Annotated in this window: 13 protein-coding genes; all 13 read right to left on the bottom strand. The window is 51.2% G+C overall.

Annotated elements, in window-relative coordinates; genetic code table 11:
* Positions 1-3 precede the first annotated feature (3 nt).
* Positions 4-1,068, bottom strand: coding sequence for a DNA cytosine methyltransferase (locus tag X474_RS27270; protein ID WP_044348967.1), 1,065 nt, complete (start codon positions 1,066-1,068; stop codon positions 4-6).
* A gap of 90 nt (positions 1,069-1,158) precedes the next feature.
* Positions 1,159-1,821, bottom strand: a complete 663-nt coding sequence (locus X474_RS11665; RefSeq protein WP_044348965.1) for a hypothetical protein — start codon at positions 1,819-1,821, stop codon at positions 1,159-1,161.
* Positions 1,822-1,881: 60 nt separating this feature from the next.
* Positions 1,882-2,091, bottom strand: a complete 210-nt coding sequence (locus X474_RS11660) for an Acb2/Tad1 domain-containing protein (protein ID WP_044349128.1) — start codon at positions 2,089-2,091, stop codon at positions 1,882-1,884.
* A 174-nt stretch (positions 2,092-2,265) separates the two neighbouring features.
* Positions 2,266-3,756, bottom strand: coding sequence for a phage terminase large subunit (locus tag X474_RS11655; RefSeq protein WP_044348963.1), 1,491 nt, complete (start codon positions 3,754-3,756; stop codon positions 2,266-2,268).
* Positions 3,749-4,144 (bottom strand): terminase small subunit, encoded by a 396-nt coding sequence (locus tag X474_RS11650; protein WP_044348961.1) that lies wholly within the window; start codon positions 4,142-4,144, stop codon positions 3,749-3,751. Before X474_RS11650 ends, X474_RS11655 begins: the two co-directional genes overlap by 8 nt.
* A gap of 715 nt (positions 4,145-4,859) precedes the next feature.
* Positions 4,860-6,680, bottom strand: coding sequence for a putative Na+/H+ antiporter (locus X474_RS11645; RefSeq protein WP_044348958.1), 1,821 nt, complete (start codon positions 6,678-6,680; stop codon positions 4,860-4,862).
* A gap of 1,181 nt (positions 6,681-7,861) precedes the next feature.
* Positions 7,862-8,470, bottom strand: a complete 609-nt coding sequence (locus tag X474_RS11640; RefSeq protein ID WP_052515115.1) for an ATP-binding cassette domain-containing protein — start codon at positions 8,468-8,470, stop codon at positions 7,862-7,864.
* Complete coding sequence (locus X474_RS11635; RefSeq protein WP_197282062.1) at positions 8,463-9,230, bottom strand: ABC transporter permease; 768 nt, start codon at positions 9,228-9,230, stop codon at positions 8,463-8,465. Before X474_RS11635 ends, X474_RS11640 begins: the two co-directional genes overlap by 8 nt.
* Complete coding sequence (locus X474_RS11630; RefSeq protein WP_044348956.1) at positions 9,220-10,230, bottom strand: ABC transporter substrate-binding protein; 1,011 nt, start codon at positions 10,228-10,230, stop codon at positions 9,220-9,222. Before X474_RS11630 ends, X474_RS11635 begins: the two co-directional genes overlap by 11 nt.
* Positions 10,231-10,232: 2 nt before the next feature.
* A complete protein-coding gene (locus X474_RS11625) occupies positions 10,233-12,299 on the bottom strand; it encodes a TonB-dependent receptor plug domain-containing protein (RefSeq protein WP_044348954.1) in 2,067 nt (688 codons plus the stop codon).
* Positions 12,300-12,383: 84 nt separating this feature from the next.
* Entirely contained in the window at positions 12,384-13,250 is an 867-nt protein-coding gene (locus X474_RS11620) for an ABC transporter substrate-binding protein (RefSeq protein WP_044348953.1), read from the bottom strand.
* Positions 13,247-14,041, bottom strand: a complete 795-nt coding sequence (locus tag X474_RS11615; protein ID WP_197282061.1) for an ATP-binding cassette domain-containing protein — start codon at positions 14,039-14,041, stop codon at positions 13,247-13,249. Before X474_RS11615 ends, X474_RS11620 begins: the two co-directional genes overlap by 4 nt.
* Positions 14,034-14,720: a GTP-binding protein gene (locus X474_RS11610; RefSeq protein ID WP_044348952.1), complete on the bottom strand. Its 687-nt coding sequence runs from the start codon at positions 14,718-14,720 to the stop codon at positions 14,034-14,036. The genes X474_RS11615 and X474_RS11610 overlap by 8 nt, the downstream gene beginning before the upstream one ends.
* Positions 14,721-14,912: the final 192 nt, after the last annotated feature.

The following is a 14,912-nucleotide window of genomic DNA, read 5'->3' as shown; positions in this document are numbered from 1 at the left end:
CCTTTAAATTTGTTCTTCGATTTGGCTGATACGTTCGCCTATCCAACGCATGACAGGCACTGCCATGCTGTTTCCCAGGGCTCTATACCTGGGGCCGTCTGGACACAATTGATCGGGGCATCTAGGACGGCCATACGAAATATGAGTGTAGCCGTCCGGAAAACCTTGCAATCTCTCACACTCAAGCGGCGTTAGGCGGCGCACTGCGGCGTCAAACCTGGGGGAATGCGATGTAAGAGCAGCGGCAACAAGAGGGGTTCCCCTTCCGCATCCGTCTTCGCCACTGTCATATCTTGCGGTCAAGGGGTGGGTGACTACCAGTTTACTGTCCTGCCCATGATTATCTGCATTCGGATTGGTTGTAAGCGATGCCGTTACCGCGCCGCCTGCTCCAACGCTGTCTGTAATGGCTCCCGTAGTCTCTTGCCCCGTTTGGCTGCCCGGCGCAGAATGCCCCGACATGCAACTTTCGACAGGAAATAACGCTTCGGCACAGGGCCATGCTCCAAAATTTGAGGCAACGACGAAGACACGCCTCCTCCTTTGGGGCACTCCGTAAAATTGCGCATCTTTAATAATCCAAGCCGCTTGACGTCTGGGCCCAGACACCAAACCTGCACTTGGCCAGACTCCCCCTGAATACGGCGATATGAGGGGGGAATCTGCTCCAACAATTGCTCCCAGGAAATGGCCGAATGCGTTGTCCCGGGTATTAAGCACTCCGGGCACGTTTTCCCAAACAATCCAATCTGGGTTAATATCATCGCAAATCCTTATGAATCTAAAAATCAATTTTCCTCTGTCATCAGTGAGACTTCCCCTTTGGCCAGCGACCGAAAAAGCCTGGCACGGGGAACCGCCGACAATAAGGTCAGCTGATGATCCATTGGCATAGTCACTCCAATTAGTCTTAGTTACATCCCCTAGATTTGGCACATCCGGATAATGATGTTCGAGCAGAGCACAGCAAAACGGCTCTATCTCGGCAAACGCCACCGCTTCCCAACCCAGGGACCGCCAGGCAACGCTTGCGGCCTCAATGCCGCTAAAAAGAGATAAATACCTCAAAATTCCCTCTTCTCTTTTTCCAATCCATAAAGGGTGGTGTGGGTGGGGTAAAAATAGATCTTCTCTTACTCTTCATCCCCCATAACCCCACTAAAACCCCGTCCTTTCATCCCCCGGCTTTTCCCAAAGCTCTTCTCCCACTCTTTTCTCCTGCCCCAACTTGCAAACATCCATCCCACCCAAACAGTGACAAAGCCCCTGCCAGCCGGGCAGCTCTTCCCAAGCCCGGGCCGCCTCTTCCAAACTCATCGCAGCTGCCTGCCTGATCTCATCTTTAAGCCGCTTGGCCCCGGCCAATACCGTCATTTGCTCTGGCTTGAACCAATCCCGTACAACCTGCACCGCAAACTCGGGCCGCTGCCAAAAGGGCGCATCAGAAAACGGAATCGTCTTCCTTCCGCCCCAACCGTCACGCACAGTCAACCCGTGCTCCCGCACATACCGGTTGACCCGCTCCCTAAAGGCCAGGCCAAAATCATCCTCTTGGTGATAAACCCGGCTAAGACCCTCATTGGCCAGACAAACCGCCAGCTTGGCCGCCAACCCCTGCCACATGAGCGAATAAGCTTCATCCAAAACCCAAACCTTGCCCTCTTGAGACTGAGCCAAAAGCACCATGGCCCCCTCCCGCTCCCCGGGCCAGGCCACCCCGGCCCATACCCGGGCCAAATCAATAGGGTCACCCTTGGCAAGACAAAGACTGAGGTTCTCCCTGCCTCCGCTTAACCTGATTTTTTTGATGCTCCATGACATGACGCCCGCCTTTTGCTTGGCTGGTTTATTTCTGTAAGGGGATCTATGCCTTCCCCCTCTTCATCCCCGCCTGGCAATCGCCGCATTCGCCCAAAAAACCACCTCATCCAGCTTGGTCAAGGCCAAGGATTTCTCCCTGCTCTCCGGGCAGGAATCATTGACCAGCTCAGCCAACTTGAGCGCTTCCGCTCGCATGGCTTCATATTTCTCCGGCTGGCCTTCCTTGGGCGCATGATAAGTGAACCGGTTCATAAGCTCTCTATGTTCCATGGTTTTCAACCTTTCCTTTTACTTGCCCCAACTAAGAGAGAATCTATTCTTTACCCACCCAACCCGGCACTCGGTCGGTACTTAAGAGAAAGCCTTTTCTCTTTTCCCAAATCCAATAAGGGCGGCGTGGGTGGGGTAAAAATAGATCTTCTCTTTCTCTTCTCTTAATCCCCCTCACCCCTCATCAAACAACGCCTCCACCCCTTCCCCACTCTCCCCTAAAAAACCGCCCCCGCTTTCCTTGGCCAATAACCGATACCTGGTTTCGTCATACACATGGTCTTCAGCCTTGGTCTCCACATCCTCAGGGTCACTCTCAGACCTGGGCAACACCGGCACCGTGCGGATAAAATGCCTGCACCCTTCAAACACAAACAAACCCGGCTCTTCCATGGGCCTGGCCAATCCGGCCTTTAAACGTTCCCGTAAAAGCTCCAGACCGGTCTTCCGTGATCCAGGCCCCTTAATCGCGGGCACCCAGCGCACCCCGGCCTTGGCCATCTTGTCCGCAATGGATTTCCCGTCATTCTCCTGATAAATGTTGGTGTCCGCAGGCCCAGGCAATACATGTAGATTCTTGAGCACCGCCGCTGTGCGCTCTTGTTCCAGAATCCGCCTGGCTATCTCGCTGGAAGGCGCGCGGCACCCTTCATCCGCACGGCCGGACCAACCGTACAACTCGTGTATGCGAATAAGGGTGCCGGCTGGAAAGACAAGCTGGTCAGAAAGGCGGGGTGTGTCGTCGCGGGCAGCTACAGGCAGACCATCGGATCTGGCCCACCAACCCACGCTGAAAGGCTTACTGCTTCCCCAGTCAAAAGACCGGTCCACCCGCCAGGTCGGCGGGATCTCAAAACCCGGAATAACATGAATCGCAGGGTCCCAAAGATCATCCAGCGCCCCGCCGGAAACAATATTCCAATCACCTTTACGCATGGCCCGCACCAGATCGGGAGAACCCAAGCCCTCGAGCCGGGATTCATAATCAGGGTCGGATTCCATCAAGGTGGGGTTGTCTTCCAAACGGGCGGGAATATACTGGCGCAAAAAACCGCCCTCTTCCTTGGGCGTGCGCCAGACCTTGAGCGGGGGCTGGGGATCGATAAAAGAGGCCTTTACCCAGTTGTGACCCACTCCGCCGGGGTTACTGGCCGCAAAAACCATGGGCAATTTGCTTTTATGCTCTTTCGGCACTTCAAGCCCGGCCAAACGCACCCGGCCCCTTAAGAAGCGGTACATCTTTTCCGTAAAATGGGTTAACTCATCGATCAAAAGAATGTGAATCTCAGCTCCTTGGTAATTGGTCACATCCTTTTCATGCTGACAATGGCTTAAATGGATCTTAGCCCCGTTCCTGAAACGAATCTCATTCTTGGAGTAATTGATAGTCACCCCGGCGCTCTCCATGAGAGGGGCCAATAAAACCGGAAAACCCGAAGGCCCTTCCATGTGGTTGGCCCAAAGGTCAGGATAGGTGCGGCGAAACAAATAGACCTGAAGGTTTGGTATCTTGAGGCAATACACAGTCGCCAACACCCGCATCAGATGAGACTTGCCCCCTCCCGCGGCCCCGCCATACAGAATCTCAGTGGCAGGACTGTGCCAGGCGTCACTCTGCCGCTGATGCAACTCACCCAAGTTAACCGTGTTGGCCGCCTTATTCATGGCCAACCTCGGTCTCTGAGTAGTCAACGCTGGAAGGTTTCAGGGAAAGTTCGATTTTGAGGGGTTGGGATTCCTTTTCCCTGATCTCTGGTTCAGGTTTATCTGTCCATCCCCAATTACTCTTAAGGCTGAAAATAACGCCGCTTACGTTTTTTCCGTTTAGCAAACGCTCCTCAGCTGAAAGTTCGCATTGAGCCAAAGCTCTTTTTATGGCCTTGCCAATAGCCCCTTCATGCTGCCTTGTAAGAAGTTCTTTTCTGGAGAGTCCCAAAGCCATGGCCAGGCCTGATATGGCATACGGTTTCTTATTCTCATCACACTGTTCAAAATATTCACCCGCCTTTTGGTCCACTTGCTTAGCGTTTTTCAGGCTGGTCTTTTTGGTCATTATCAAATATCCGCCTCAGCTATTTATCTGTTGAGCCCAAAAATTCGTCCCCTCTCGCAAATCCAGATTTATCGTTATTTAGTAATTTTGCAATGTGTTTTTGTTCAATATTTTCAAACCTTAAACCCAATCAAGCCTTAACAGGCACTATTCCCTTTAGGGGAAAAATTTTTTTAATTTCTCAAAACATGTCAAGGCAAATATCGGTTAAATAAGAGCAAAATCCAACCCCCAATAACGCACATAAATAAAAGTTAACTGCGTTATAACAACCTTCTTAAAAATACTTATCGGGATTGAATTATTTAAAAAGAAAAGAAATAGAACAGGGTCTACAAGGCGAGTACTCTATAAGTGACAAAAAAGGATTCATATCAGTGAATTTAACTAAACCTCAAGCCAGCTAAATATTACTAAAGGCCGAAACCATGGAGGTTGGCAAAACATCTCCATCTACTCCCCCAAAAGGGATCAAAAATCAACCAAACAGTACAGTTGGCGTTGGCGGCAGACGCCGTTGTTTTTTATCTGATCAAAAGGTTTAGGGGGAATTCTGTTCGGGGGGGCTCTTTTACATGTAATGCCTTGCCAAGGCCGCCGAATTACAGGCAGGTCTCAATCTCCATTTAAATTATTTGTAATTAAGAAAGGCCTGACAAAATGAACTGTCAGGCCTTTCTTAAATAGAAGTTATTTTAAAAACAGTCTGGACAGGCTATTCCAAAACCAGAAAGCACAGAATCATGACAATGGTGGGGATTAACGCACCCTTAAGTAATTGCACAGGCGAGATGCCATCCTTGAAATGGCCCTTCAAAATAGACTGGCCCGCCGGGTTGGGCGCGTTTGCAATGATAGTCAATCCGCCGCCTGCAACGGCTCCGGCCACAACCGCATACTTAAGCTCCTCTGTAAAGCAGGGAACCAAAGTGCTAAGGAAGGTGATGGCCGCATTGTCATTGAACGAAGTCAGGATACTGGCCGAGATCATAAGTGTTGTATCGCCAAAAGATTGCAGCACCGGAGATATCCACCAGCCTTGCACTCCTCCGTGAACCACCAGTCCTCCCAGGAAGAATCCAACCAAAAGCGGGGGCTTCAAATTTATCCGGTTTTGATACTGCACCGTGACTTGAGAAAAACCCAGGAAAAACAAAAGACCGGCAAGGAAAAGAGGAGGATGATGGGCATTGTAAATGGTCCAGGCCATGAAAAGGAGATGAACCGCAATAACCCAGAAAGGAACATCATCGTCTCTTTTATCCCATTCGGGGTCCCTTATGACCGGACGTTCCCTTTCGCGCATCAATCCGGGGATTGTGAGCCTCATTTTGCGCTTTTTAATCTCATCAAAGCGCTGTTCAAAGGCTTCATTCACCACGTCCATGTCAATGCATTTTGAGACAAAAATATCATTATGACGCTCAAGTACGCGCTTTCCGATCTCTTTTTTAATCTTTTCGGCACGCTCCTCAAACTGCTTGAAAAATCCAAGTTTGTCGCCCAACATCCACTCGAGTTTGTCGAATTCGGCCTCCAACACTGTGCGGCAGAGATACTTTTTTTGTATTTCGTCCTTGAGCTTGAGCATACAGAATTTTTTCTGGAGGCGTTTCAGTTCCTTTTTGAAGATCAAGAAATACAAAGCATTGGAGATAATAATGCCCAAGGCCGCCTTCCAGCCAAAATTCAATATCATGTGGCCCATTCCCCAGTCCCAGGGGCCACAAACCATGAGAACCGGGGGCGCAGCGAAATGGGACAGGGTGCCGCCTACGGAAATATTCACGAACAACAGTCCCAGGGTGGCGTATTTAAAAGTTTCCTTGGGTTCAAGCTCATAAAATTTCTTGGAGAGCAGAAGAGCGGAGATGGTCATGGCTGCGGGCTCGGTGATAAAAGAGCCCAGAAGCGTGCCCAGGGTGAGAATGGTGAACCACCAAGCGGTAAGTGTGCCTTTAAAAATTTCCGCCACTTTCCACATCATGTTCTCGGCAAGCTTGAGAATGGGGCGGGTGGCGGCCAGGGTCATAATCACCACTACGAACAACGGTTCGGTGAAGTTGACCCCGCGGGTTATATATCTAAGTGCGGTCGGCCAGTCGAAAAACACGGTTATGGCGATCAGCAAGGCAATGGCCCAGATGCCGAACACCGCTTCTATCTCACCAAGGAAGTGGAAAATTTCACCCCTCTTTGAGACAAAATCCTTGCATACTTTTCCGTCCTTTATCTTCTTTTTATGTTTTTCTTTCCACTTATGGCTTATGTTTAAAAAACGGCTGGTTAGGAATGAATGAATAATGGCTAAGAGAAAAATCAGAGAGGCAACAACGTTAAAAGGCTCTAATTTTGCCCTGTTGAGCAAGGTAGAAAGAACACCGCCGTCCTTGGCGTCTCCATAGCTGTCAAGAGGCCTGGGAAAAGGAGTCGATTCGGTTAGTGTGGTGTCTCCCCCAGCGAACACCGGAACAGTAAAGAGGAACAATACGCTGACTACTACAAAAAAACCAAACACCTTTCTATTAAACGGCATATACACTCCTCGCAACAGTAATAAGGCCTTTTGGGCTTTGTTGCTAAAGTCGTATCATTGTCGCTCTATTACCTGTTTTTTGTCTTTGATGATTTGTCGCTCAAGGGAGGGAAACGGCGAAGCCCTTTACCGACCAAGACTAAATCCCAGGTGCTATACGTCCATTGTGCAAGGGATTTTACCAGAAGCAAGCCTTTTTAATTAGGGGCTTTGTCAGTAGGGATTAACGTTTTTTTGAAAAAATAAAAAACCATTTAATTTTGCAGTGTTTTATCAGAAAAGTATCTCTTTAGTACTATTTTTCACATGATTAGAGCTAATTTACTAGATAATTTCCCAAACGTTTAGTAAGGAAAGATTAGCGTTATTATCAACAGTGTGGTTATTTAATCAAGGTAAAAATTACAAAAAAAATATTCAATAAAATCTGTAGCCAATACATAACCGGCAAGTTATTAGAAAACTTATAATAATAGCATGCTTAGCGCTTTAATGAGGAAGTAAGATAGAAGCAGAGATCGTGTTTAACGATAGGAAGAAGGTAAAAGTGCCTGATAAGTTGTACTAAGCTGGGCAAGCCTGTGCTTGAACTCCTCAGCCGGCCGCAGTTGTGCTTTTACTTTTAAAGCATCAGCCCAGCCACCAGATCAGGTCTTTTTTACTTTAAAGGGTAATTTTTGTTAGAGATTTAAGCCGGCTGGTATTTTTTTTGCGGATCCAAAAGGTCAAGTGGAGTCCGGCTGGAAAACGGCTTTTACCCCAATGTAACGCCTTATTATAAATTTCCATTACTTATCAGGCTTATTTCTGACTATTTCCCTCCCGGGTTAATTCCTCCCTACTCTTTTCTTTGCATCTGCTTCACCTAACCGGGTGTTTTAAAATCTTCCCCTGATTTCAAAGCAGGCAAATTGCTAAAATTTATTTTTTGCAGCTTTAGCTTGCTGGCAAGGTCCTCCAGGACTCTGCCAAGTGGCTAAAATTATTCGTCTTAGAGAGCCTCACAATTCGCCGGGCCGTCACTCGGGGTCCCTGAAAAATCGAAGATTTTTGGGGGTGCTCATTCGGGGTTGTGTCCCTGGCCCACGGTCAAGCTGTTTGTCAACTGCCTGAAGTTGCTAAAACTGAGTTTTAGCAACTTGCCCATTCAAAGTCGGGAGGTTTAAATCTCCCGCCTGTTTTCAGGTAGCTAAAACAACAGGAGAGGAATGCAACCTGACCAGTCTCCCACCAAGTTCCCGTACAGGCTCAAGCTGGTGGCTCACCATAAGAAACGAAGAGTTATGTTTTTTTTGAAACTCGGCTATAAGGCGGGTCAACCTATCTTGCCAGGCCTCATCCAAAAAGGCAAAAGGCTCGTCCAACAGCATCAACTGGGGTTTTATCGCAAAGGCCCGGGCCAGATTCAGACGACGCCTCATGCCGCCGCTCATCTGGCCCGGGTAAAGAGCGGCAGCCTCAAACAGGCCCAGGCGTTTGAGCCATTTCTCAGATTCAGATTTGGCCCGTTGTCTGTCCATATATGACGATAAAGCGAAAACCATGTTTCCCATAGCGGTTTGCCAAGGTATCAAGGCATTATCCTGAAAGGCATATGCCAACCTGGAGTTGGTCAGCACCTCTCCTCTGTCAGGCTTTATAAGTCCGCAGGCAGTCTCCAATATAGTGGTTTTGCCCAGGCCCGAAGGCCCCATGAGACAAAGGACCTCCCCATCCTTGAGTCTCAGGGACACGCTTTCCAAAATTTTGCGTCTGCCCAATGTCTTGGATACATTTTGCATCTCAAGCATCCCGCCCTCCTTTTATCTCGGCGGCCAGGCGTAGAGGCCTTACCACACCCAACTCCAGCCCCATGCCAAGGATAACCAGCAATAGGCCCCAGGCAAAAAGTTCGGGCATCTCAAGCATGCGGTAAGACCAGTAAATCCTTGCGCCCATACCGGTGCCGGAGCCTAAAAACTCAGCCACGGCGGTTATTTTCCAGCAGGTGCCCAAGGCATAGGAAAGCCCGGCCAGAAAAAAAGGCAACATACCGGGCAGGACGACCTCCTTAAGCACGGTAAACCGCCCCACCCTATATATGCGCGCCATCTGAAAGAGTCTGGGATCAATGGCAGCCACTCCGCCGGCCACATTGGCAAACAACGGTGGAAAAAGCGAGGCAAAGACCACACCCAAGGGCACCACAGAGCCGGTTCCGCACCATACCAGAAGCAGGGAGATCCAAAGCACCGGAGGGCAGGCTTGCAAGGCAGCCACCAAGGGACTTAAGAGTTCCATGGCCTTTTTACTCAACCCGGCGGGTATGCCAAAAATAAGGGCGGCCAATATACTGATTCCCAGGCCGCAGACTCCCCGGAAGACGGTCACGCAAATATCCTGCCAGGCATGAGCTGTAAACAACAGATCGCCCAGGGTAAGACAAGTCTCCCCCACCCCCGGCACTAAACGGCTTTCCATCAGCCTGGACACGCCCCACCAAAGGGCCAGCCCCAAGGCCAGGGAAAAGGCAAAGGGGGCCAGGCGGCTCAAAAAACCTTTATTTGGCAATGAAATCCCCTTTTAGTAAGGCCCCGTTGTTTTCATTCATCTTTTCCGGCAACAACATCCTCAGGTACTGTTCAATCTCAGGGGTTGCCTCCAAGGCTGGCTTGACTAGAAGAAGATCCCTTTTCAGTGAGTTTTCCACTATTTTTTTGGGAACAAACTTTTCAAAGGACTTGGGCAGGGCGGCAATCCCGGCGGCAGGATTTTCAGCCAGGATATCAGCCTGCCTGACCATTATCCGGTTCAGCTTATCTGCCAAAGCAGGGTATTTGGCCAGGGTCCGGGTGTTCATGGCAATGCCTGCAATCGGCATGCGTTTGGGGCCGTTGGTAAGGCGGCCATAAAGATCCTCCAGGCTGCCAACTACCTTGAGCCCCGGAACCTTGGCCAATAAAACACTGACCATGGGTTCAGGCGCAAAAGCCCAGTTTATTTTGCCCTCAATCAGGCTCATGGCCAGGCGCTTGGGTTCATAAGGGTCAAAATTTAGTTCAGGCGCGCCTTTTTGCATCAAGGAGCGCATCACTGGCACCCCGGGAGAAGCCGGAGGGGTAAACGGCACCACTCGTCCCTTGAAATCTTCAATTGTTTGAAGGGCCGGATCCTTGGAAAGAAAATAAAGCTTGCGCCAACCGGTCACCGCCAAAAGGGACACCGGCGCACCTTGCAGTCTGGCCTGGGCAAAGCCCTCAATATGGCCCAGCCAGATATCGCCTTTTCCAGCCAAAACCGTAGCTCTGAGGCCATCCAGGTCCTTCCACAAATGCACTTCAAGGTTCATTAAACTGGTTATCTCACCTGAACGAACCCCGGCCCAAAAGGGCATCTGCGGAGTGCTGGCCAGCCCAGTGGTGTAAAAACTTAAAGTGGGTAGTTTAGGGTTATTGCCAAAGCGTAAAGTGGCGGCCTGGCCGCCCTGAAAGGCATACACGCCTCCCAAGGCAGCCACAGCCAACACCAACGCCAGGCTTAACCAAAGGATAAGCTTAGGCTTTTTATTCATGGCTAAAAATTGAACCTGTACATGGCCAGGAAATTAAGACCAGGCTCACGCAGTTCGATCCCCCGGCTGGTGGAAAGGTGGTCGCGGTAAACCTCGCTGAAGACGTTGTCCGCACCCAAGACCAGCTCATGGTTGGTGTTTTTGTAGTTAAAACGATAACCCAGCCGAAGCCCCACGGTCTGCCAACCGTCGGTGGTCTCGATTCCGGTAGGTACATCCTCCTGGCTGGCTGCCCAGGCAGCCTCCACCCTGCCCCAAAGGCCGGAGTTGTGGTCATAGCGCAAGCCGAAAAGGCCATTCAACGGCGGGATAAAGGGCAGGTCCTCTTCCAGGTCTGTATCCTCGCCCCTGGTGTAGGCCACATTTCCATAGACCTTGGCCCCGGGCAAAAACTCCCAATGGGCCTGGGCCTCAGCACCGCTGATAACCGCCTCGGATACGTTCTGGTACTCGATGGTGGTTGGATTCACCAATTTTTCCGTGATCAGGTCACGCAGGAAATTGCCGAACAAGGCCAGGGAGCAACCTGCCTTGGGGCCCTCGTAATGCACCCCATACTCCAGGAACATGGAGCGTTCGGGCTCCAGGTCCGGATTTCCCCATTTGGTCTTGCCTCCGGCCAAGGAAATGTAGGAGAAGCGCTCCTCCATACTGGCGGCCCGGTATGCGCTGGCAGCCAGGAAGGTCATGGACCATTTAGGCGCCATATTCCAGGTCAGGCCCGCATGCAGGTTCCAGGAGGTGTCGTTTTGAGTCTCAGATTCCCTCAAAAGCGGATTCGGGGCCTGGGGCATCGGCGGCTTGATATAGAGGTATTGATCATCATTTTTGACAGAGATGTAATCCACCCTGCCGCCCAGGTTCAGGGTGAAGCGTTGACCCAACACCCAGTCGTCTTCCAGGAAGACCCCACCGGAAAGGTAGTCTGCATCGGGCAGAGGCTCATCAATAATGGTCAAACCGTTTTTCAGAGCCTTCCTCCGGGTGGAATCCATATGCCAATTCCATAAGTCGACTCCAGTCACCAGGGTATGGGCTCCGGGCTTGAACACATTGAGCCATTTGGCGCCCCAGGTCTCATGATCAGCCGAAGGGTTTATTTTCTTCATTGGCATGGTCTGGGGGAAATGATCAATGATAACTCTGCGATCAATTTTCTGATAATAGACGTTAAGCTGGGATTCCTTGAACACCTCGGTAATGTCAGTAACCTTGTGGTTCAAGGAAAACAGGGTGCGCCTGGTCTTGGGATAGGTAATGTCAGCGGTGGCTGGCAAGGGCGCAGTACCCGCGCCGGGGATTCCTACATCCTCGGCCTCCATAAACTGAGCCTGGAACTCGGTCACACCGGCTGCCCATTTGAACCCCGTGCGCAACTTGGCCTGGCGGTCCTCAAACTGGCTGTTGTGGATCTCCTCATCGTCGCCGTCTTCATAGGAATCATGATCCCTGTATGAACCACTGCCATAGACCCAGACATCCGGGCTGTTGTAAGAGGCGGAGGCATAGGTGTTGAATCCGCCGGGGTTGGAGGTGTAGGCCCCCACCAGGTCGCCGTGCCATTCAGGGGTATTGGTGAACATACCCTTTTTAGTGATCACATTGACCACGCCGCCGACCGAGCCGGAACCGTACAAGGCGCTTATAGGACCCTTAAGCACCTCTATCCGTTCAATATCATTAGGATCAATCGTACCGAACTGGGCATTCATCTGGGTTGCGGTATTAACCCGGCAGTTGTCTATATTAAACACAACCGAGGAACGGCCCAGGCCGCGGATATTCACAGCCGACCCCCAGGCGGAATCAGAAGACTTACTCACTCCAGGTATGCGGGTGAGCGCGTTGGTCAGGCTAAGCGGTTGCTCAATGGAGAGCTCAGGGGCCTTGATCACCCCGACTCCGCCGGGGGTCTCGGAGACCCGGCTGCTCACACCCCTGGCGCTGACAATAACATTGTCCAGGTTTACAGTTGACTCCTTTGCCTTTTCCTCGGCCCAGCCCGCCGCCGGGCAGGCAAAAACCAGGGCCAGGGCCAGTCCTCCGGCCACTGACTTAAATCTCTGCATATCTCACCTCTTTTTTTACAAACTGCCCGGAGCCGACTATTTACAGTCAAAATTCCGGGCAGCCTGAAACAAATTATTTTGCCCTTAAGCCCGGGCGCATATCTCCACCAGCTCCTGATAAGCGTCCCAGCCGTCCCAAAGCAACTTGCCGTCCGCTTCCTGCATTTCCTTAAACAATGGAACATCAGGATGAACCGGACACAACGCTCCTGTTTTGGAAAGAAATGTCTGGTATTCAATTCCCATGAGATACCTGAGGGCATCTACGGCGTCCCTGGAGGCGTCTTTGCGTAAAAATGCAAACAAAGGCGCAGGAACCGCCCCTTCGCTGGGCCAGGCCATTGCACCGTTATTATTCCGGAAAGTGCGGCCAAAAGATGGTATGGCCAAACCTGCCAGGGCCTCTTTTTCATCCACCGCCTTATTAATATCCAGAGGGTAAAGATCCGCTCTCATGGTGTCTGCGATCAATGCCCCGGCCTCGCCATAGTGACGCTCCATTACCGAGCGGAAAAGATTCGGCATGGGTGTATCTGCCGGGGGGCAAAGAAACTGCCCCTGGAACCTGGACTGGCAAAGGTCTCCCCAGGCGGCCGGAGGATCGGGCAGATCCTTTTGATAAACAAAAATGGCGCAGGCCAGGCTTATTATCCGGTAATAGGGGCTGGGCTCTTTTAAACCTTTTGCAACCAGATCCGGGCGCATCTCAGGCAGATCATCTGGAAGAGGCGCAAATATATCAGACTTTTGCACCTGCTTTATGGCCTGGGGATAGGCGGTTACCGTAAGGTCCGCAGTATGCTCGGCCAGACCAAACTTTTCCCGGAAATAGGTGTCCAACTCCCCGTGGGTGTGATGGGGTTGCACCTCAAGCCCGGGGAAAAGCCGATTCAAGTCGGTATCGGTTTTGCGGATAACAGAAGGCGGCACCACAACAAAGGCACTACTCACAGTTCAAGCTCCTTTAGGTTCAGTTCGCGGCCCATTCTCAAGTTGCCCCGGACTTTGGTCATCAGGTTATCCATGAGGCTAAGGCGCTCAAGACAGGCTTTTTCCTGTTCCGTGGTCTCAACCAGGCGACGCATGCCGCCCTTCCCCATCACCAGCCTGCGTCTGGTCATCAGCATCAGGACCGGGTCATGGGTGGCGATCAAAATGGGCTTGTTGCTGGCCCCCAACACCTCCAGGGCCTTCAGCTTTTCTATGCCCGCGTTTTCAATCTCATCGATCAATACCACCGGCGCGTCGCTTATATAGGCAATGTCGGCGATCATAAGGGCCCGGGACTGACCGCCCGAGAGCACCTGCAGGGAATCGCCCGCCTTGATCGGCTCGCCGCAGAGCTGGTTGGCCGCGTCCAAGGTCTTTTCCACCGCTTCATTAATATCCCGGCCCCTACACTGGGCATGCAGTTCAAGAAAGCTCTGTACGCTGCCTTCCATCACAAAACTGGTTTTTTGGGAGAGCTGGGCAACCAGCCCCATGGCCCCAAGCTCCGGGTCAGGGTCTTTTCCGTTTATAAGCAATCTACGGCCCGTGACTGTGTCCCGGTCCGCCAGTTGCTCAATATCAGAGAGGAATTCACTTTTTCCCGAACCGGTGGGCCCCACCAGGGCCAGGGAATCCCCGGCTGCTATGGTCACGCTTTCTATGCCCTCGGGAGCACCGTTTTTATCAGTACCCGAAAGCAGGGTCACGCTCTCGACTTCCATGACCGGGGTAATATTCTTTTGCTCAGACATCTATTTTCACCACGTTTCCGGATTGATATTCCTCGCCAATACGCACCTCGCCGGTGCAATAGGAACAAATGGAGGCGGGCATGGAGTAGCGCAGCTTTGTCCCTGTGAGTTCTCCGGCCTGGGGCCAGGCATCGACCAGCCTCTTGAAGGTCAGGGAGCCGTTTCCGGTTAGCCCGTTTACATGAAAGACCTTGGCCTTGGGGTTGACTATGCGCACCCGATGACCAAAGACTTCTTTTTCGGCCTGGGAGACAAGGTCGCCTTTGGTGATCACCACAGCATCGGCCAGGGCCAGGGCAGGCCCCATTTTTTCTGGCGCGGAAAATCCGCTCAGGTTGTCTATGACTGTTACGGCTGGAACATCTTCAATATGCGGGGCGCAACGGAAGCAAAGACCGGCGGTCTCGATAAAAAGATAATCAGCCTTTTGTCGGGTTCCCCATTCCAAAACTTCCTCCAGGTTGGAGACATAGTAATGGTCTGGGCAGACATAGTCACTCAAACCGCAGATAGCGGGGATGCCCAACTTTTCCTGATAAATTCGGTCATCGTCTGTCTTAAGCGCATCGAACTTTACAGCCGCCACCTTGGCGCCTTCATCCAAAAAGCGTTTGGCCGTATAAGTAATGACCGATGTCTTGCCCGCACTGGGCGCACCGGCCACTGTTATCACTTTCATGTCTTGTTTCCCCTTTGCTTTTTCCTAAAAAATCTGGAAGGCCTCTTAGTCGAACCGGGCCTTGGCAGAGTGAATAGCTGGGCCTTTGAAATGCATGGAGTTCTTATATCCTAGTTTTTTTTAGAATGCAAAACTTTTTAATAATATATTAATTGTTTATCAGATATTAACATTTCTACGAAATATTAAAAA

Origin of the sequence: Dethiosulfatarculus sandiegensis (assembly GCF_000931935.2) — a bacterium.
In the GTDB taxonomy this organism is placed as follows: domain Bacteria; phylum Desulfobacterota; class Desulfarculia; order Desulfarculales; family Desulfarculaceae; genus Dethiosulfatarculus; species Dethiosulfatarculus sandiegensis.
Note: the sequence above shows the minus strand (reverse complement) of the source record. Positions and strands in the feature narration are given on the sequence as shown.

Excerpts from the sequence above, each read along its gene's own strand:
- X474_RS11610 (WP_044348952.1), bottom strand. The coding sequence starts at position 14,720 with ATGAAAGTGATAACAGTGGCCGGTGCGCCCAGTGCGGGCAAGACATCG.
- X474_RS11645 (WP_044348958.1), bottom strand. The coding sequence starts at position 6,680 with ATGCCGTTTAATAGAAAGGTGTTTGGTTTTTTTGTAGTAGTCAGCGTA.
- X474_RS11665 (WP_044348965.1), bottom strand. The coding sequence starts at position 1,821 with ATGTCATGGAGCATCAAAAAAATCAGGTTAAGCGGAGGCAGGGAGAAC.
- X474_RS11660 (WP_044349128.1), bottom strand. The coding sequence starts at position 2,091 with ATGGAACATAGAGAGCTTATGAACCGGTTCACTTATCATGCGCCCAAG.
- X474_RS11640 (WP_052515115.1), bottom strand. The coding sequence starts at position 8,470 with ATGCTTGAGATGCAAAATGTATCCAAGACATTGGGCAGACGCAAAATT.
- X474_RS11625 (WP_044348954.1), bottom strand. The coding sequence starts at position 12,299 with ATGCAGAGATTTAAGTCAGTGGCCGGAGGACTGGCCCTGGCCCTGGTT.
- X474_RS11650 (WP_044348961.1), bottom strand. The coding sequence starts at position 4,144 with ATGACCAAAAAGACCAGCCTGAAAAACGCTAAGCAAGTGGACCAAAAG.
- X474_RS11655 (WP_044348963.1), bottom strand. The coding sequence starts at position 3,756 with ATGAATAAGGCGGCCAACACGGTTAACTTGGGTGAGTTGCATCAGCGG.
- X474_RS11615 (WP_197282061.1), bottom strand. The coding sequence starts at position 14,041 with ATGTCTGAGCAAAAGAATATTACCCCGGTCATGGAAGTCGAGAGCGTG.
- X474_RS11630 (WP_044348956.1), bottom strand. The coding sequence starts at position 10,230 with ATGAATAAAAAGCCTAAGCTTATCCTTTGGTTAAGCCTGGCGTTGGTG.